This window comes from Nocardioides daphniae (assembly GCF_004777465.1).
Lineage (GTDB): Bacteria > Actinomycetota > Actinomycetes > Propionibacteriales > Nocardioidaceae > Nocardioides > Nocardioides daphniae.
Window position 1 is genome coordinate 3,299,468 of record NZ_CP038462.1, and the last position, 17,727, is coordinate 3,317,194.

Below are 17,727 nucleotides of genomic sequence, written 5' to 3' on the forward strand. Positions count from 1 at the left end.
GTGTGCCGCGGCTCGCTCAGAGCTGGCGCAGCTCGAACCAGTCGACGACGAACGTCTGGGTCGGGAAGCGCTTGGAGTTGTTGGGCTTGAGGTGCGCCCGCGCGAAGACCTCGCCGTTGATGATGATCTTCCAGGCGGCGCTGCCGAGCAGGTTCTTGCAGCGCTTCTTGCCGATGTGCTTGAACTTGCCCTTGCCGCAGGTGTGCGTGGCGACCTTCACCGGGGCGCCGCCACCGGGCGTACGCCAGTAGGTGACCCTGTTGCCGACGCGACGGACCTTCCACTGGTACCAGACACCGGGCTCCATCGGAGACTTCGTCATCTGGCGCGCGGTGCGCTTCTTGTCCTTGGGGTCACAGCCGATGTGGGTGGTGTGCGAGGCCTTCCTCGGCTTGGAGCTCCACCACTCCAGCGGGTCGAACTCGACGATCTTCTGCTTGCCGTTGGTGCAGTAGGCGCCGCCCGCGGGGGCGTTGTTGGCCCACAGCGCCGGGCGGGTGCCCTTGGCGGAGCCCTTCGGCATGATCGCGCTGAACTCCATCTCGTAGTTGGAGCCGGCCGCGACGGGCAGGTCCTTCTCGACGCGGCCGGAGCTGTACTTGGTCTGGCGGTTCTTGCCGCAGGGCTTGACGCTGGCGTTCTTCAGCGACGGCTTCTGGCCCTTCTTGGTGCAGTGGCGGCGCGTGGTGATGCTGAGCGCGCCGTCAGCCCTGACGTTGAAGGCGCGGTAGATCGCCTTCGACTTGCCCTCCGGCCCCACCCGGAAGGCCTTGACGGTGGTCCAGCCCTCGAGGCTGTCGAAGCCGGTCGAGTAGACCGTGGTGGCAGCCCTGGCCGTCGTGGCCCTGTCGGCCTCGTCAGCCCTGACCGTCGTGCCTGCCTGGCCGGGTGAGCCGGTCAGCAGCGTGATGCCGATCCCCGTGGCCACTGCGGTGGCCAGGAGCCGGGTGGTGCCTGCGCCCGAGATGCGCATGTCGTTCCCCCTTCGTAGCGGCGGGGTCCGTCCCCGCCCTCACGGCAGGTACCCCCCGATCCGCCGCCGCCAACCGTCGTTCTGGTTTCACCGATCACGGGTTGGTTGGCGGTTCAGGAGACAGGCGCGGCGCCACCCACCGCAGCCCGCGCCCGCTCGGCAACGAGCTCCGCGATCAACGGGTGCGGCCCCAGGACGGGGGCCACCACCCCGGCGGCGTAGCACTCGTCGCGCACCCGCCCGGCGAAGAACCCCTCGGCCAGCAGGTAGGGCGACACCGCGTCGCCCGGGCGTACGACGTCGACGGGTCGCGGCAGCGGACCCGCCAACGCCGCCACACGTACGCTGCCCGCCCACGCCGCGGCGAGGTGGTCACGGGCCTGCTCGAGGTCGGCGACGGCGGCGCGGTCGCGGGAGCCGGCAGCCACCATCACGACGTCCTGGCCGGGACGGGCGCCGGCCAGCAGCAGTCGCACGACCTGCACGCGAGCCAGCATCGGGTCGGGGCCCAGGGCCGGCGCCAGGGCCACCGGGACACTCGCGCGGTCGACGGCGTTGGGGATGTCGGTGGACATGTGGAAGCCGGTCGACAGCAGCAGCGGGACCACGACCGACGGCTCGGTGGCGGCCTCCATGACGTCGGTCAGCAGCGGCTCGCACAGCTCCACGTAGGCGGTGGTCGCGGGCACGCCCATCAGGTCGCCGGCCAGGGCGGTGAGCTCACGCGCGACCTCGTTGCCGGGGGCGTGCCGGGTGCCGTGGGCCACCGTCACCAGCTGGTGGGTGCTGGGACTGTCGGGCTGGTCCATCACTCCACCGCCAGCCGGTAGCCACGCTTGATCACGGTCTGCACCGCGCGGGTGCCCAGGGCCGAACGCAGGCGGGCGACCGCCATCTCGACGGCGTGCTCGGAGCCGGCGCCGCCGCTCGGCAGGTGGGCCAGCAGGTCGGCGCGCGAGACCACCTGGCCGGGGTTGGTGACCAGGGCGTTGAGCACGGCCAGCGGCGAGCCCGACAGGTGCACCTCCACGCCGTCGAGCAGCACCGCGTCACCGTGCAGCAGCAACGTCGACCCGGTGGCCAGCGAGATCGACAGCCCCTGGCGACGCAGCGGCAGCTCGGTCTCGAGCAGCCGGACCATCGCCCCGAGGCGGGAGCGCTCGGGGTAGACCGTCGGCACGCCGTGGCGCTCGAAGGCGGCCGCGGCGACCGGGCCGACGCAGCAGGCGAGCACGTCGGACTGGAAGGCGGAGACCACGTCGTCACGGCGCCCGACCGAGGCGGCGGCCTCCATCAGCGCGGCCACGGCCGGGGCGGCGGTGAAGGTGACGGCGTCGAGCGAGCAGTCGGCGATCTGGTCGATCAGCGCGAAGAGGCGGGCCGGGTCCTCGGCACGCTCGACCCGGTAGATCGCGACCGTCTCGACGCGAGCCCCCTGGCGGCGCAGCGCGTGGGCGACCATCGAGAGGTCCTGGCCGTGCTCCTGCACGACGATCCGCCTGCCGCTGAGGTCGCGCCCGCGCAGGTGGGCGAGCACGTCGTCGAAGCACTCCGAGTCGGGCGACCAGAGCTCACGCAGGCCGTGACGTCGCAGCACGCCCATGCTCTTGGGGCCACGCGCCAGGATCTCGGCCTCGCCGAGCGCGGCGACCAGGGCGTCGTACAGGCCCCACTCCTGGGTGGCGGTGAACCAGCCCTTCATCCCGACGCCGGTGGTGGCTAGGAAGATGTCGACGGGCTCTGCGAGCACGCGCTCGGTGGCCGCCCGCAAGGTGTCGGCATCGACCAGGTGGGGCTCGAGCGAGAGCGCCGGACCCCACACGACCTCGGCCCCGCGGCGGGTGAAGAGCTGGATCTGCTCCTCGACCTTGCGGGCCGCGGTCACCCCGATCCGGAAGCCGTGCAGCGGGGGGTGACCATCAGCGTCGGGGGAGACCATGTCCCCATGATCTCTCGGCGCTGGTCTGACCGATCCCATCAGTGTCCCCAGTGGCGTCACACGCAGCCTCCCTGCCCGGCGGTGACCTCCTCCCCCACCCACACCACGCCGTCGACGACGCGGACGTCGTGCACGGCCAGCCGCACCGTCTCGTCGTCGAGACAGGTGCCGGAGCGGAGGTCGAAGGCCTGCTTGTGCATCGGGGAGGCCACGTAGGGCACGTCGCCCCGTGAGCCGACGATCCCCCGCGACATCACCGAGGCGTGCGACCAAGGGTCGTAGTTGGAGGTTGCGTGCACGTTTCCGTCGAATGTCCGGAAGATCGCGATCGCCCTCCCGCCGACCAGGGCCGCCACGCCACCCTCGACGGGCACCTGCTCGACCCGGCAGACCGCGACCATCTCGCCAGTGACGTCCGCGGCCACGGCCCCCACCTGCGGGCTGCTCATCGGGCACCGCCCACAGGGGCGCCGACGGGGATCGAGGCCGCCACCAGCACCGGGCCGGTCGAGGTGGCCGGCACGATCTGGTCGCGCTGGGTGTCGAAGGTGATGTGCGGGTCGGGCACGTCGGGGGCGTTGACGAAGGAGGTGAAGCGGGCCAGCTTGGCCGGGTCCTCCAGCGTCGCCCTCCACTCGTCGAAGTACGTCCCTACGTGCCGCGCCATCGCCGCCTCCAGCTCGCTGCCGAGGCTGAGCACGTCGTCGACGACGACCTCGCGCACCCGCTCCAGCCCGCCGTCGAGCGAGTCGACCCAGGTGGAGGTGCGCTGCAGGCGGTCGGCGGTGCGGATGTAGTACATGAGGAAGCGATCGACGTAGCGGACCAGCGTCTCGTCATCGAGGTCGCTGGCCAGCAGCTGCGCGTGGGCGGGCACGGCGCCGCCGTTGCCCCCGACGTACAGGTTCCAGCCCTTCTCGGTGGCGATCACGCCGAAGTCCTTGCCGCGGGCCTCCGCGCACTCGCGGGCGCAGCCGGAGACGCCGCCCTTGAGCTTGTGCGGCGAGCGCAGGCCGCGGTAGCGCAGCTCCAACGCGATCGCCATCGACGTGGAGTCCTGGACGCCGAAGCGGCACCAGGTCGAGCCGACGCACGACTTCACCGTGCGCAGCGACTTGCCGTAGGCGTGGCCGGACTCGAAGCCGGCGTCGACCAGCCGCGTCCAGATCGCCGGAAGGTCCTCCATGCGGGCGCCGAAGAGGTCGATCCGCTGGCCGCCGGTGATCTTCGTGTAGAGCCCGTAGTCGCGGGCCACCTCACCGATCACGATCAGCCCCTCGGGGGTGACCTCGCCGCCGGGGATGCGCGGGACGACCGAGTAGGAGCCGTTCTTCTGGATGTTGGCCAGGTAGCGGTCGTTGGTGTCCTGGAGCGCGAAGGCGTCGTCGTCGAGCACGTGGTGGTTGAGCAGGCTGGCCAGGATCGAGGCGATCGCGGGCTTGCAGATCTCGCAGCCGCGGCCGCGGCCGTGGGCGGCGACCACGTCGTCGAAGCGGGTGTGGCCGTGCACCGCGACCAAGTCGTAGAGCTCGGCGCGGGTCATCGCGAAGTGCTCGCACATCGAGGTGTCGACGGTCCGCCCGACCGAGGTGAACCAGTCCTCGACGATCTTCTTGACCAGCGGCTTGCAGGAGCCGCAGGTGGCGCCGGCCTTGGAGCAGGCGGTGACGCAGGCGGCGTCGGCGCACGGGTCGTCGTCGCGGGCGACGCGGTCGGTGATCTCGGCCTTGGTGACGTTGTTGCAGGAGCAGATGACCGCTTCGTCGGGGAGGCCGACGTCGACGCTGCTGCCGCTGCTGGCCGGGAGGATCAGCTCCTCCGGGTTGGCGGGGAGCGGCAGGCCCGAGGCCGCCATCGGGCGGAGGATCCCGTACGCCGACGCGTCGCCGACCAGGATGCCGCCCAGCAGCCGGGTGCCGTCGTCGGAGATGACGAGCTTCTTGTAGACGCCGGTGACGGCGTCGGAGTAGGTGAGCTCGAGGCTGTCGGGGGTGGTCGCGAAGGCGTCACCGAAGGAGGCGACGTCGACGCCCATCAGCTTGAGCTTGGTGGACATGTCGGCGCCGGTGAAGGTGCCGGGCCCGGCGAGCAGGGCGTCGGCGACGACCTCGGCCATCGCGTAGCCCGGTGCGACCAGGCCGTACATCTTGCCGGCGGGGGCGGCGCACTCCCCGATCGCGTAGACGTGCGGGTCGGAGGTTCGACACTGCTCGTCGACCAGGACGCCGCCGCGCTCGGCGACCTCCAGGCCGGCGGTGCGGGCCAGCGCGTCGCGGGGGCGGATGCCGGCGGAGAAGACGACGACCTCGGCCGGCACCGGCTCGTCGCGGTCGGCCAGGGTGAGTCCGGCGGCGCGGCCGTCGGCCTCGACGACCCCCTTGGTCATGGCGCCGGCGTGGATGGTGAGCCCGAGCTTCTCGATGTGGCGGCGCAGCATCGCGCCACCGGCGTCGTCGACCTGGACCGCCATCAGGCGCGGCGCCATCTCGACGACGTGGGTCTCCAGACCGAGCTGGGCCAGCGCGTTGGCGGCCTCCAGCCCGAGCAGTCCACCGCCGATCACGGCGCCGACCTTCGCGGTGGCGGCCGCCTCGCGGATCGCCTCCAGGTCGTCGATCGTGCGGTAGACAAAGCAACCCGGCAGGTCGTGGCCGGGCACCGGCGGCACGAACGGTGCGGCGCCCGTGGCGAGCACGCACACGTCGTACGCCAGCACCTCGCCGCCTGCCAGAGTCACGCTGCGGGCGGTCGTGTCGAGATCGGTGACCTCGATGCCGGTGAGCAGGCGTACGCGGGGGTCGTCGTAGGAACCCTCCGGCAGCAGGCTGAGCGCGTCGGCGCCGACCTCGAAGAAGGAGGTGAGCGCGACCCGGTCGTAGGCGGGCAGCCGCTCCTCACCGATCACGGTGATGTCGTGGGTCTCGGTGAGGCCCCGCTCGATCGCGGCCTGGACGAATCGGTGACCGACCATGCCGTGGCCGACGACCACGAGGTGCTTGCGCAGGTGCGTCATGGCTCTTCCTTCCCTTGCTTGGGAAGGACGCTAGGGAGCGGATGTTGTCACCGAGGTGACCTTCTGTTTCGCTTCGCGCACATTCACCTCACAACCTCTCAGCTCAAGCCGTGCAGGCGTGGGTGCGGCACGAGAAGGCGGTGCCAACTGCCCTGGACGCCTTCGGGAAGCGGCTCCTGAGCGCTTGGCACCGCCTTTTCGTCGCGGCTCGCCTCGCGCTCGCCCTCGCCCTCGCCCCGGAAGGAAACTCCTGCGCTGCGGTGCGCCGCTTGAGCGTCGGACGGTCAGTTGAGTGCGCGAGCTTCCTTCTGAGTCGTGGTCCCGGCAGGTGGAGACCGCCTCACGCTCGCCCCGGAAGGAAACTCCTGCGTTGCGGTGACCCACCTGAGCGTCAGACGCTCAGCCGAGGGCGCGAGCTTCCTGCGGAGTCGTGGTCCCCAGCAGCTGGCAGACCGCCTCCTTGCAGCCGCCGCAACCGGTGGTCGCCCGTGTCGTCTCGACCACCTGCTCCAGCGACGAGCAGGCGCGGACCTCGCCGGCACTCACGCCGGCACAGGAGCAGATCTCGGTGGAGTCGTGCAGCCGCGTGGGCCCGGTCGGGCGCGGTGGCATCAGCAGCGCGCCGGGCTCGTCGGGCCCCAGGCGGGTGCCGCGGTCGTAGTGCTGGGTGATCAGCCCGACGTGGCTGAGGTCGCCCACCAGGGTGGCGGCCACGATCACGCCGTGGCGCACCACCAGCTTGCGGTAGGAGCCAGCGAGCGGGTTGAAGATCTCGACGACCTCGGTCTGCTCGTCGGCGTTCATCTCCTCCGGCTCGCCGAGCACGGCCACGTCGAGGTCGGTGGCGCGGAGCCGGGCGACGCTGCGCGAGCCGCGGTAGGCGCGCTCCTCCCCGGCGAGGATCTCGGCCAGCAGGCTCGCCTGCTCCCAGGCCGGTGAGACGAAGCCGGTGGTCCGCGCCACACCCTCGGCGTCGACGAACTCGGCACAGTCGCCGATCGCGTGGATCTCGGGGTCGTCGACCGAGGCGAGGGGGAGTCGACGACGACCCCGCGGCGTACGGTCAGGCCCGCGTCACGCGCGAGCGCCATCGCCGGGCGTCCTCCCGCGGTGAGGATGACGAGGTCGGTCGACAGCGTGAAGCCGTTGTCGAGCACCAGTCCCTCGTCAGTCAGCCTCACCGCGCGCGACCCGGTGTAGACGCTGGTGCCGAGGCGGCGCAGGTCGCGGGCGAGCGCCTGTCCGCCCGGCGCGGAGAGCTGACGGCTCATCAGGTGCTCCGAGCCCTCGACGACCTCGCAGGCGAGGCCGCGGCCGGCGAGCGCACGGGCGACCTGGAGGCCGAGCAGCCCGCCGCCGACGACGACGGCCCGCCTCGCGTCGGGCAGCACGGCGAGCAGGTCGCGGCAGTCGGCCATCGTCCGGAAGGCGTGCACCTTCGGGTGCAGGTGGCCCTTGCGGTCGACCACCCCACGGATCGGCGGCAGCTTGGGGATCAGCCCGGTGGCCAGGACGAGGCGACCGAAGGCGACCTCGGCCTCCGCACCCGTGTCGTCAACCGTACGCACGACGCGGCGCCCCCGGTCGACCTCCACGACCCGCACCCCCAGGCGCAGGTCGACGCCGTGCTCGGCGAACCAGGCCGGGTCGCGCAGGGTCAGCGCGCCGGCGTCGTGGGTGCCCTCGAGGACCGCCGAGAGCAGGATCCGGTTGTAGGGGGCGTGGTGCTCCTTGCCCAGCACGGTGACCTGCGGCCCGAGGCCGCGCGCGACCAGCCCCTCGACCAGGCGGGCGGCGGCCATCCCGGCGCCGACGACGACGATCCGCCGCTCCCCTGCAGGGCTCATCGGTGGCCTCCCACCTTCAGCGCGGCCGCGCAGACCTTGAACTCCGGCATCCGGCTGCGCGGGTCGAGGGCGTCGTTGACGAGCCGGTTGACCCCCGCCCAGTGGAAGGGCACGAAGACGGTGTCCTCGCGGATCGTGTCGACCACCTTGGCGGCCGCGCGCAGGTCACCGCGGCGGGTGGTGAGCGTGACCAGCGAGCCGTCGTCGATCCCGAGCCGGGCGGCCACCAGCGGGTGCACCTCGATGAACGGGCCACTGTCGGGCAGCTCCTTGATCCGGCGGGTCTGGGCGCCGGACTGGTACTGCGCCAGCACCCGCCCGGTGGTCAGGTGCAGCGGGTAGTCGGCGTCCGGCACCTCGGCGGCGCCGCGGTGCTCGACGACGTGGCAGCGGGCCCGACCGTCCGGGGTGGCAAAGCGGTCGGCGAAGAGGTGGGTCGTGCCGGGGTGCGGCGCGGCCCCTTCCGGCGTCGCCGGGCACGGCCAGAAGACGCCCTGCTCGTCGCGGATCCGGTCGTAGGTGATGCCGGAGTAGTCGGCCCCCCCCGGCCGACGCGCGGCCGAGCTCGGCGAAGACCTTCTCGGGGTCGGTCGGGAAGTCGAGCGACGAGCCGAACCGGTGGGCCAACCCGGCGATGACGTCGAGGTCGCTGCGTACGCCCTCGGGCGGCGCGACCGCCCCGCTGCCGCAGGATGACGCGGCCCTCAAGGTTGGTCATCGTGCCGGTCTCCTCGGCCCACTGGGTGACCGGCAGGACCACGTCGGCCATCGCGGCCGTCTCGCTGAGCACGATGTCGGCGACGACGAGCAGGTCGAGCGAGGCGAGCCGCTCGGTGACGTGGCTGGCGCGCGGTGCGGAGACGACGATGTTGGAGCCGAAGACCAGCAGGCTGCGCGGTCCGTCCGCCTGGCCCAGCGCCTCCAGCAGCTCGTAGGCCGAGCGGCCCTTGCCGGGGATCGTGGCGGGGTCGACGCCCCACACCTCGGCGACGTGGGCGCGGGCGGCCGGATCCTCGATCGAGCGGTAGCCGGGCAGCTGGTCGGCCTTCTGCCCGTGCTCGCGCCCGCCCTGGCCGTTGCCCTGGCCGGTGAGGCAGCCCCACCCGGCGCCCTCGCGCCCCGGCAGCCCGAGGGCGAGCGCCACGTTGATCCAGGCCAGCACGGTGTCGGTGCCCTGCGACTGCTGCTCGGCGCCGCGGGCGGTGAGGATCATCGCCTTCGGGTGGGCAGCCAACAGGTCGGCGAGCGCCCGGACGTCGTCCGCGGGCACGCCGGTCACCCGCTCGACCTGCTCGGGCCACCACGCGGTGACCGAGCGGCGTACGTCGTCGAAGCCGGTGGTGCGCGCGGCGACGTACTCCTCGTCGACGGCGCCGGTGGCGACGAGGTGGTGCAGCACCCCGAGCGCCAGCGCGAGGTCGGTGCCGGGCACGGGCTGCAGGACGAGGTCGGCGCGCTCGGCCGTGGGCGTACGCCGCGGGTCGACGACCACGAGCCTCCCGCCGCTCGCGCGCAGACGGTCGAGGTGACGGGCTGCGGGGGGCATGGTCTCGGCCATGTTGGAGCCGACGAGCACGACCAGGTCGGCGGTCTCGACGTCGCGCAGCGGGAAGGGCAGGCCGCGGTCGAGGCCGAAGGAGAGGTTGGCGGCGGTGGCGGCCGACGACATGCACCAGCGGCCGTTGTAGTCGATCTGGCTGGTGCGCAGCACGGTCCGGGCGAACTTGCCGAGCGCGTAGGCCTTCTCGTTGGTGAGTCCGCCGCCGCCGAAGACGGCGATGCTGTCAGGGCCGGACTCGGCCTGGATCTCGGCGAGCCGGGCGGCGACGAGGTCGAGCGCCTCGTCCCATCCGGCTGCCCGGAACTCGCCCGTCGCGGGGTCACGGACCAGTGGCGTGGTGAGCCGTTCGCGGTGGCCGCGCAGCCCCGTGGCGGTGCGGCCCTTGCGGCACAGCGCCCCCTCGTTGACCCCGAACTCCGCCCACTCGGCGACCTGGAGGGTCCGTCCGACGCGCTCGAGGCGCATGCCGCACTGCAGGGAGCAGTAGGGGCAGTGGGTGGTGGTCGACGAGGGGGCTCTGCCGTCAACGACCATGCTCAGACTCCTGCAGGGGCGAGGCTCGGGAAGCGGGCGACGAGCACGCTGCGACGAAGGTAGACGGTCCAGGTGACGAAGCCGCAGACCACGTAGAAGCCGGCGAAGACGACGAAGGCGCTGCGCACGGCGGCGACCGGGTCCTCCACCCACGGGGCGCCGAAGATCATCGGGATCAGGAAGCCACCGATGGCGCCGACCGCGCCGATGATGCCGATGGCGGCGGAGGCCGACTTGGTGGCCTTGGCGACGGCGGCGGTGCGGCCGGCCTCGGTGCCGTCGCAGGCCTCGAGCGCCTTGGTGCGCCAGATCGTCGGGATCATCCGGTAGGTCGAGCCGTTGCCGATGCCGGTCGCGGCGAAGACGAAGAGGAAGAAGGCCAGGAAGGCCGGGAACCACGCCTGGTTGTCAAGCGCGATCGCCGGGTCGGCCGTCGGGTTGGGGGTGAGCTGCGTCAGCGTCCAGAGCACGCCGAGGGTGCCGAGGACCATGGCACCGAAGACGTAGACGGTGACGCGGGCGCCGCCGAACTTGTCAGCCAGCCAGCCGCCGAAGGGGCGGGTCAGCGACCCGACGAGCGCACCGAGGAAGGCGTAGTAGGCGAAGTTGATGCCGGTGCCGGTCGGGGCGGGCGTCGGCACGAAAAAGTTGAGCTTGATCAGCAGCGGCATCGCGGCGGAGTAGCCGATGAAGGAGCCGAAGGTGCCGATGTAGAGGAAGGCCATGATCCAGGTGTGACGCTCCTTGAGCACCGAGAGCTGCTCGCGCGGCTTCGACTCGGCGGTGGACAGGTTGTCCATGTAGCGGAACGCGAGGAGGGCGGCGACGAGCGAGAGGACGACGTACACCCAGCCCGCGCGCTCGAGGTGGATGCCGCCGTCGCTGGCCTTGACCAGGCCGAAGACGCCGGCGCCACCGATGACGACCGGCAGGCCGAACTGGATCAGCGCGACGCCGAGGTTGCCGCCGGCGGCGTTGAGGCCGAGCGCGGCGCCCTTCTTGGCGGCCGGGTAGAAGAAGTTGATGTTGGCCATCGACGAGGCGAAGTTGCCGCCGCCGAAGCCGGCGGTCGCCGCGATCAGGCAGAAGACCCAGTAGGGGTGGCCTGGTTCTGCACGGCGACCACGAAGAGGCCCGACGGGATGAGCAGCAGCAGCGCAGAGGCGATGGTCCAGTTGCGGCCCCCGAAGATCGGCACCGCCAGCGTGTAGGGCACCCGCAGCAGCGAGCCGACCAGGTTGGGCAGGGCGATCAGGAAGAAGAGCTCCTGCGGAGTGAACTCGAAGCCTGACGCCAGCAGGTAGGCCGACGAGACCGACCAGATCAGCCAGACCGAGAAGCCCAGGTGTTCGGCGAAGATGGAGACCGCGAGGTTGCGGCGGGCCACCTTCTGCCCGGTCTCGGCCCAGAACGTCTCGTCCTCGGGCCTCCAGTCGTCGATCCAGCGTCCGGTGCGGCGCTGCGTGGCGGCAGTGCTCATGGTCTCTCCTCGGTCAGTGGTGTGGCACCACGCTCCTGCCGTGAGGTTTCGGCTGGTTCGGCGTCGCTGCGACGCAACTGTGAACTTGTCCTCACAACCTCACGGTGGTCGCGCACGCGGCTGTGGGCGTACGCCGGTGGTCCCGCCCGCGGGACCGCTCACCGCACCAAGGAGGCCGCTGGCGGGACCGCATCTACCGACCTCCTGTGACGCGGAATACCTTTGGGGTGATCGCCATCACAAGCCACCGCGAAGGGACACCCCTCATGGCCGACGAGACCCTGTCGAACCTGCTGCACGAGAACCGGCGCTTCGAGCCGCCGGCGGAGCTCGCCGCCGACGCCAACGTGAAGGCGGAGGCGTACGACCGCGCGGCAGGAGACCGTGAAGCGTTCTGGGCCGAGGCCGCCGAGCGCCTCGACTGGGGCAAGAAGTGGGACCAGGTGCTCGACTGGAGCAACCCGCCCTTCGCGAAGTGGTTCGTCGGCGGCGAGATCAACGCCTCCGTCAACTGCGTCGACCGCCACGTCGACGCCGGTCGCGGCGACAAGGTCGCCCTGCACTGGGTCGGCGAGCCGGCCGACGACACCCGCGACATCACCTACGCCCAGCTCAAGGACGAGGTCTCGCGGGCCGCCAACGCGCTCACCGAGCTCGGCGTGAAGAAGGGCGACCGGGTCGCCATCTACATGCCGATGATCCCCGAGACGGTCGTGACGATGCTGGCCTGCGCCCGCCTGGGTGCGCCGCACACCGTGGTCTTCGGCGGCTTCTCCTCCGACGCGCTCGCCTCCCGCATCACCGACTGCGGCGCGGAGGTCGTGGTCACCTCCGACGGCGGCTACCGCCGTGGCGCCCCGTCGGCGCTCAAGCCCGCGGTCGACGAGGCCGTGCAGAAGGTCAACGCCGCGGGCGAGGTGACCGTGCGCAACGTGCTGGTGGTGCGTCGTACGGGTCAGGACGTCGCGTGGAACGAGGGCACCGACGTGTGGTGGCACGACGTCGTCGACGGCGCCTCACCCGACCACACCCCCGAGATGCACGACGCCGAGCACCCGCTCTACGTCATGTACACCTCCGGCACGACCGGCAAGCCGAAGGGCATCCTGCACACCACCGGCGGCTACCTCGTCGGGACGTCGTACACGCACTGGAGCGTCTTCGACCTCAAGCCGGAGACCGACGTCTACTGGTGCACCGCCGACGTCGGCTGGGTGACCGGCCACTCCTACATGGTCTACGGGCCGCTCGCCAACGGCGCCACGCAGGTGCTGTACGAGGGCACCCCCGACGCGCCGCACAAGGGCCGCTGGTGGGAGATCATCGAAAAGTACGGCGTGACGATCTTCTACACCGCGCCCACCGCGATCCGTACCTTCATGAAGCAGGGCGACGACATCCCGGCGAAGTTCGACCTGTCGTCGATCCGCCTGCTCGGGTCGGTCGGTGAGCCCATCAACCCCGAGGCCTACATCTGGTACCGCGAGCACATCGGCGGCAACAAGGCCCCGATCGTCGACACCTGGTGGCAGACCGAGACGGGCCAGATCCTGATCTCCCCGCTGCCCGGCGTGACGGCCGGAAAGCCGGGCTCCGCGATGCGGCCGCTGCCCGGCATCGTGGCCGACGTGGTCGACGACGAGGCGAAGTCGGTGCCCAACGGCTCCGGCGGCTACCTCGTCCTCAAGGAGCCGTGGCCCGCGATGCTGCGCACCCTGTGGGGCGACGACCAGCGCTTCGTCGACACCTACTGGTCCCGCTGGCAGGGCCTCTACTTCGCCGGTGACGGCGCGAAGAAGGACGAGGACGGCGACCTGTGGGTCCTCGGCCGCGTCGACGACGTGATGAACGTGTCGGGCCACCGGCTCTCCACCACCGAGATCGAGTCGGCCCTGGTGTCGCACCCGAAGGTCGCCGAGGCCGCCGTGGTCGGTGCCGCCGACGACATGACCGGCCAGGCCGTCTGCGCCTTCGTGATCCTGCGTGACAACGCGGGCGACGGCGGCGAGGACATCGTCACCGAGCTGCGCAACCACGTGGCCCACGAGATCGGCCCGATCGCCAAGCCGCGCCAGGTGATGGTCGTGCCCGAGCTGCCCAAGACCCGCTCCGGCAAGATCATGCGCCGCCTGCTCAAGGACGTCGCCGAGGGCCGCGACGTCGGCGACGTGACCACGCTCGCCGACTCGTCGGTGATGGAGCTGATCAAGGCGCGCGAGGCCGGCAACGCGAAGTGAGCTGACTGCGTGAGCTGAGCTCGTACGCAGCGACGGCGCGGCACCCGGGTGGGTGTCGCGCCGTCGTGCGTACGGGGGGTCAGGCACCGGTGGTGCCCACGGCCTCCCGCAGCCGCGGCAGTAGCTCGGCCTTCGCCACCTCCAGGAACTGCTCCTGGTACTGGTCGCCCACCTGCAGCAACGCGAGGTTGGTGAAGCCGGCGTCGGCGTAGGCCTTGACGTTCTCGACGATCTTGTCGAGGTCGGGGCCGCAGGCGATCGACTCGGCGACGTCCTCGGGGCGCACCGACTTCGTGGCTTCGTCGAAGGAGGCCGGCCCCGGCAGCTCGGCGTTGACCGCCCACCCGGACGCCGACCAGCGGAACTGGTCGTGGGCCAGCTCGAGGGCAGTGCGCTCGTCGGGCGCCCAGCAGATCGGGAGCTGACCGAACTTGCGACCCCCGGAGCCCTGCTTCGCGGCGTCCCACGCCTCCACCAGGCTCGCGTCGGGCGTCACGGCCACCATGTCGTCGGAGAGGGGCGCGAACTGGTCGATCCCCTGCTGGCCGGAGATCGCTGTCGCGATCCGCACCGGCTCGTCGGGCAGGTCCCACAGCTTCGCCTCGTGCACCTCGAAGTACGAGCCGTCGAAGTTGAGCGTCTCCCCACCGAGCAGGTGCGAGATGATCTCGATCGCCTCGACGAGCATCTCCTGCCGCACCCCGACCGAGGGCCACGCACCGACGACGTGCTCGTTGAGGTTCTCGCCCGACCCGAGCCCGAGGGTGAAGCGGCCGTCGCTCAGCAACCCCATGGTCGCGGCCTTCTGCGCCACAACGGCGGGGTGGTAGCGCCGCGTCGGACAGGTCACGAACGTCATCAGCCCGACGCGCTCGGTGGCCTGCGCGACCGCGCCCAGCACGCTCCAGGCGTACGGGGAGTGCCCCTGGCTCGCCAGCCACGGGAAGTAGTGGTCACTGCTCACCTCGAAGTCGAACCCGGCCGCCTCCGCGCCCTGGGCGTACCGCACCAGCTCGCGCGGTCCGGACTGCTCGGTCATCAACGTGTATCCCAGCCTCATGGGGGTCCGTTACCCCGGGAGCGCGCCCGGTACTCCCCCTCGTGCGCGCGACTCCGCCGGGCCTCCTGTCTGGACCAGTGGCCTCGCCGTCCCGCCGCTGCTTGACTGCCTCCCATGCTGCTGATGCTGGCCTGTGGGGGGCTGCTGGTCGTCGGGGTCGCGCTCGCGTGGCGGTGGCGTTGGGCTGCATCTTCCAGGCCAGGTGCACCACGACGTCCGCCCCGCGCAGCAAAGGCCTCAGGTCGTCGGAGGAGATGTCGACCGCCTGCCACGTGACGGACGTGGGCACTGCGTCGGGCGTGGGGGACGCCGTCTCCCCGGGGCAAGGACCTCACGCTCACCACCCGAGGCGACCTCGCTGCTGACCAGCGGGAGGGCACCCTTCGCGAGCACGCACCACGGCGCCGACTCCGAGGAGTCGACGCCGTGACGACAGGCGCTGGAAGAGCCGCAGGATCAGGGCTTGAAGACCACCTTCACCATGCCGTCCTCCTTCTTCTGGAAGTGCTTGTACGCCTGGGGCGCCTCGTCGAGCGGGAGGTGGTGGGTGGCGAAGGCGTCGACGCCGAACGGGTCGTCCTCGACCAGCATGGAGAGCAGCTCGTCGGTGTGGGCGCGCACGTTGGCCTGGCCCATCCGCAGCTGCACCTGCTTGTCGAACATCTGGAACATCGGCATTGGGTCGACCGCACCGCCGTAGACGCCCGAGAGCGAGACGGTGCCGCCGCGGCGTACGGCCTCGATCGCGGTGTGCAGGGCAGCGAGCCGGTCGATGCCGGCCTTCTTCATCATCGGCTCGGCGATCGCGTCGGGCAGCAGCCCCACGAACTTCTGCACGCCCTGGGCCACCGGGGACCCGTGGGCCTCCATGCCGACCGCGTCGATCACCGAGTCGGCGCCGCGACCGTCGGTCATCTCGCGGACGACGGCGGCGACCCCGCCGTCACCCTTCACCTCGTCGAAGTTGATCGTCTCCGCGCCGAAGGCCGCCGTGCGGGCGAGCCGCTCCGGCACCCGGTCGACGCTGATGACGCGGTGCCCGGCGCGTACGCCCATGCGTGCGGCCATGTCGCCGATCGGGCCCGCGCCGAGGACGAGCAGCGTGCCGCCGTCGGGGACGGCGGCGTACTTCAGGCCCTGCCAGGCCGTCGGCAGCACGTCGGAGAGGAAGAGGAACCGGTCGTCGGAGTGCTCGTGCGGCACCTTGACCGGGAGGAAGTTGCCGAACGGGACGCGCAGGTACTCCGCCTGACCGCCGGGCACCTGGCCGTAGAGCTTCGAGTAGCCGAAGAAGCTGGCGCCCGTGCCGTGCTCAGGGTTCTGCGTGGTCTCGCACTGGCTGAAGAGCTTCTGGTCGCACATCCAGCACGAGCCGCAGGAGACGTTGAACGGCACGACCACTCGGTCGCCCACCTTCACCTTCGTGACGTCGGCGCCGACCTCCTCCACGATGCCCATCGGCTCGTGCCCGACGATGTCGCCCGGCTCCATGAACGCGGCGAGCGTCTCGTAGAGGTGCAGGTCAGAGCCGCACAGGCCGGTCGAGGTGACGCGGATGATGATGTCGGTCGGCTCTTCGATGCGCGGGTCCGGCACCTCCGTGACCTGCATGTTGTGGTGCCCTGCCACGTCACTGCCTTCATGAGTCAACCACCTTCGAGTCGGGAGCGGGGCCACGGGACGAGCCCCTGCACAGGCACTACCCACAGAGTCGGGGTCGTACACGGACGCCCCGGGTCGGCCGCTCACGACGCGTCAGCGCAACTGGTCGATCGATGTCGCTCCCAGCGCCGGAATCTGCATCCATCGACCAGTTGTCACCGGCTCAGTTGTCACCAGCTCAGTTGTCACCAGTTCAGCGCGACAGCTCGTCCGGCATCAGGATCCACAGCACCGGATAGATCAGCAGCTGGCTGCCGGGCACGACCATCAGCAGCAGCACGAAGAGCAGCCTGGCCGTCCACGGGCCGAGGCCGAAGCGCTCACCGAGGCCGGCGCAGACGCCACCGAGGATGCGGTGGTCACGCGGGCGGTAGAGGCCTCGCTGGCCGAGGCTGGCACGGATGTCGGACATGGGTTCCTCCTGGGGTGGTAGTCCTCCCAGCCTGCTGCGCCGCGACGACCCGCACCATCGGGATCGACCCTGACCCGACCCGGGGATCGACCCTCGACGACGGCTCAGGCGAAGATCCCGAGCACCACCACGGCGACCCCGACACCGACGGCGAAACCCACCAGTGCGGTGCCGAGCCGCTCCAGCCACCAGCCGAACGCCACGGTGGCGACCGGCCAAACCGCGCTGAGACCGACGTACGCCGCGACGTTGAGCAGGCTGTCGCTCGTGCCGAAGCCACTCCGCGCGAAGCCGACCAGGAGCAGGCACGGCACGAAGACCCAGCCGGCGAGGAAGCCGCCCAGGCCGGCACCGAGGGCACGCATCGCCACGCGTGCTGCAGTCCCCGCGCCGGTCATGGGGCGACCCTAGGGGCGTCGGCACGCGCGTGAAGCGGAATCAGTGAGCCGCCTGTCGGCGCCGGGCGCTAGCCTCGCCCGCATGCTGATCGCACTCGGTGACCACGCCCCCACCATCGACGACTCCGCCTGGGTCGCCCCCAACGCCACCCTCGTCGGCCGCGTCCACCTGGCCGAGGGCGCCTCGGTCTTCTACGGCGCCGTGCTGCGCGCCGACAACGAGCCGATCACCATCGGCAAGGGCTCCAACGTGCAGGACAACTGCGTCTTCCACGTCGACCCCGGCAAGCCCGTCACGCTCGGCGAGGGCGTCTCCGTCGGCCACGGCGCCGTCGTGCACGGCGCCACCATCGGCGACCACGTCCTGGTCGGCATGAGCGCCACCGTGATGAACGGCGCCGTCATCGGCGACGAGGTCCTCATCGCCGCCGGCGCCCTGGTCACCGAGGGCATGCAGGTGCCCCCGCGTACGTTGGTCGCCGGCGTCCCCGCGAAGGTGCGACGCGAGCTCACCGACGACGAGGTCGCGAAGCTGCACCGCAACGCGGCCGTCTACGAGGCGCACCGCGAGACCCACCGGGGCGCCACCGTCGTCGACTGACGCGGAGGTC

The 17,727-nt window shown here is 71.3% G+C and carries 17 protein-coding genes; 2 read left to right on the forward strand and 15 right to left on the reverse strand.

Annotated elements, in window-relative coordinates:
* Positions 1-16 precede the first annotated feature (16 nt).
* From E2C04_RS16235 to E2C04_RS20370, 11 genes are all read right to left on the reverse strand, one after another.
* On the reverse strand, positions 17-973 hold the full coding sequence (locus E2C04_RS16235) for a hypothetical protein (RefSeq protein WP_135833395.1): 957 nt from the start codon (positions 971-973) through the stop codon (positions 17-19).
* A gap of 113 nt (positions 974-1,086) precedes the next feature.
* Positions 1,087-1,782 carry a sirohydrochlorin chelatase gene (locus E2C04_RS16240; protein WP_135833396.1) on the reverse strand — a complete coding sequence of 232 codons (696 nt, stop codon included), beginning with the start codon at positions 1,780-1,782 and terminating at the stop codon, positions 1,087-1,089.
* On the reverse strand, positions 1,782-2,912 hold the full coding sequence (locus E2C04_RS16245; protein ID WP_135833397.1) for a uroporphyrinogen-III synthase: 1,131 nt from the start codon (positions 2,910-2,912) through the stop codon (positions 1,782-1,784). The genes E2C04_RS16240 and E2C04_RS16245 overlap by 1 nt, the downstream gene beginning before the upstream one ends.
* 56 nt (positions 2,913-2,968) lie before the next feature.
* Positions 2,969-3,361, reverse strand: a complete 393-nt coding sequence (nirD, locus tag E2C04_RS16250) for a nitrite reductase small subunit NirD (protein ID WP_229721412.1) — start codon at positions 3,359-3,361, stop codon at positions 2,969-2,971.
* A complete protein-coding gene (gene nirB, locus E2C04_RS16255) occupies positions 3,358-5,925 on the reverse strand; it encodes a nitrite reductase large subunit NirB (RefSeq protein WP_135833398.1) in 2,568 nt (855 codons plus the stop codon). Before nirB ends, nirD begins: the two co-directional genes overlap by 4 nt.
* A 399-nt stretch (positions 5,926-6,324) precedes the next feature.
* Entirely contained in the window at positions 6,325-6,756 is a 432-nt protein-coding gene (locus E2C04_RS16260; RefSeq protein ID WP_158630733.1) for a (2Fe-2S)-binding protein, read from the reverse strand.
* Positions 6,726-7,772, reverse strand: coding sequence for an NAD(P)/FAD-dependent oxidoreductase (locus E2C04_RS16265; protein WP_135833400.1), 1,047 nt, complete (start codon positions 7,770-7,772; stop codon positions 6,726-6,728). The genes E2C04_RS16260 and E2C04_RS16265 overlap by 31 nt, the downstream gene beginning before the upstream one ends.
* On the reverse strand, positions 7,769-8,128 hold the full coding sequence (locus tag E2C04_RS20365; RefSeq protein WP_238694345.1) for a molybdopterin oxidoreductase family protein: 360 nt from the start codon (positions 8,126-8,128) through the stop codon (positions 7,769-7,771). The genes E2C04_RS16265 and E2C04_RS20365 overlap by 4 nt, the downstream gene beginning before the upstream one ends.
* A complete protein-coding gene (locus E2C04_RS16270; RefSeq protein ID WP_238694346.1) occupies positions 8,098-9,867 on the reverse strand; it encodes a molybdopterin oxidoreductase family protein in 1,770 nt (589 codons plus the stop codon). Before E2C04_RS16270 ends, E2C04_RS20365 begins: the two co-directional genes overlap by 31 nt.
* 2 nt (positions 9,868-9,869) lie before the next feature.
* The gene (locus E2C04_RS16275; RefSeq protein ID WP_338088850.1) at positions 9,870-11,042 is read right to left on the reverse strand and encodes an MFS transporter; all 1,173 of its coding nucleotides are present in this window, start codon (positions 11,040-11,042) and stop codon (positions 9,870-9,872) included.
* On the reverse strand, positions 10,946-11,347 hold the full coding sequence (locus tag E2C04_RS20370) for an MFS transporter (protein ID WP_238694347.1): 402 nt from the start codon (positions 11,345-11,347) through the stop codon (positions 10,946-10,948). The genes E2C04_RS16275 and E2C04_RS20370 overlap by 97 nt, the downstream gene beginning before the upstream one ends.
* 266 nt (positions 11,348-11,613) lie before the next feature.
* Here E2C04_RS20370 and acs point away from each other — a divergent pair, with 266 nt between their 5' ends.
* Positions 11,614-13,584 (forward strand): acetate--CoA ligase, encoded by a 1,971-nt coding sequence (acs, locus tag E2C04_RS16280; RefSeq protein WP_135833401.1) that lies wholly within the window; start codon positions 11,614-11,616, stop codon positions 13,582-13,584.
* 79 nt (positions 13,585-13,663) lie between these two features.
* Here acs and E2C04_RS16285 read toward each other — a convergent pair whose 3' ends face one another.
* The 4 genes from E2C04_RS16285 to E2C04_RS16305 form a co-directional block, all read right to left on the reverse strand.
* The gene (locus E2C04_RS16285) at positions 13,664-14,644 is read right to left on the reverse strand and encodes a TIGR03557 family F420-dependent LLM class oxidoreductase (protein ID WP_135833402.1); all 981 of its coding nucleotides are present in this window, start codon (positions 14,642-14,644) and stop codon (positions 13,664-13,666) included.
* Positions 14,645-15,100: 456 nt separating this feature from the next.
* Positions 15,101-16,273 (reverse strand): alcohol dehydrogenase catalytic domain-containing protein, encoded by a 1,173-nt coding sequence (locus E2C04_RS16295; RefSeq protein WP_238694348.1) that lies wholly within the window; start codon positions 16,271-16,273, stop codon positions 15,101-15,103.
* A 226-nt stretch (positions 16,274-16,499) separates the two neighbouring features.
* Entirely contained in the window at positions 16,500-16,718 is a 219-nt protein-coding gene (locus E2C04_RS16300) for a PspC domain-containing protein (RefSeq protein WP_135833404.1), read from the reverse strand.
* 104 nt (positions 16,719-16,822) lie between these two features.
* A complete protein-coding gene (locus E2C04_RS16305) occupies positions 16,823-17,116 on the reverse strand; it encodes a hypothetical protein (RefSeq protein ID WP_135833405.1) in 294 nt (97 codons plus the stop codon).
* A gap of 82 nt (positions 17,117-17,198) precedes the next feature.
* Between E2C04_RS16305 and E2C04_RS16310 the strand changes: the two genes are divergently transcribed.
* Positions 17,199-17,717, forward strand: coding sequence for a gamma carbonic anhydrase family protein (locus tag E2C04_RS16310; protein WP_135833406.1), 519 nt, complete (start codon positions 17,199-17,201; stop codon positions 17,715-17,717).
* Positions 17,718-17,727: the final 10 nt, after the last annotated feature.